Raw genomic sequence first — 842 nt, 5'->3', positions numbered from 1 at the left:
TCATTTGGTTTTTGGCTTTGAGCAAAGCTGACCATTAGAGAAATTAAGAAGATAAAATAACAGCCTGTAACAAGCTGCAATAATGCATAGCAGTCCGGCTCACTTTGGTTGGGCCGATTCCCGCCTCGATTGTCAGTCCTCTCGGACGGACAATCAGCACCGCGAATCTGCTACCGCATCATGCAGCTAACCGTTGTGCACTATTCCCCTTATAAACCTACATAAATATGAAATTATCTAAACAACTATTTGTAGTAATAAGTTTTCTCGCAATGATTGGGATTTATTCATGTTCGACTAAATTATATTTATCAGGTGATAAAGAAAGAGTTGAACTTAATAACATACTAATAATAAAGAATCCTAATTCTTATAAAATGGGACTAGGCAAATGTCCTAAATATGAATATGTAGACAGATATGTTAGAGATACTATTCCTGCTAAAAGACCAATTGCAGATTTATTGTCGAAAGAATTATTAAAATACGGAATTGAATCAAAAATTATTGAAACAATTCCTGAAGATTACAACTCTAAAACGCAAACAATAATTTCATATAAGGACTATTGGACCAACGACTTTAAAAATTACATGCACATTTTGGTAATGACAATCAAAACTAATAGTAAGGAATTTAAAATAATCAGCGAGGGGAATACAAAGGGATTCCATAACTACCCGAACCCTGAAAAGCAAATTCCTATAATGATTAAGAAAATTATAGAGTCACAAGAAATAACAGTGCACAACACGCCGCTATAGCGCATAGCAGGGCTCGGCTCACTTTGGGTGGGCAGATTCCCGCTTCGATTGTCTGTCCTATCGGACGGACAATCAGCA

The 842-nt window shown here is 36.2% G+C and carries 1 protein-coding gene; it reads left to right on the top strand.

Annotation, left to right across the window (positions count from 1 at the left end; genetic code table 11):
* Positions 1 to 227 precede the first annotated feature (227 nt).
* Positions 228 to 764: a hypothetical protein gene (locus tag ACSX1H_RS19440; RefSeq protein WP_439185919.1), complete on the top strand. Its 537-nt coding sequence runs from the start codon at positions 228 to 230 to the stop codon at positions 762 to 764.
* Positions 765 to 842 lie beyond the last annotated feature (78 nt).

Source organism: Carboxylicivirga taeanensis (assembly GCF_051851475.1).
Taxonomy (GTDB): domain Bacteria; phylum Bacteroidota; class Bacteroidia; order Bacteroidales; family Marinilabiliaceae; genus Carboxylicivirga; species Carboxylicivirga taeanensis.
This window is presented reverse-complemented; position numbering and strand designations above follow the sequence as displayed.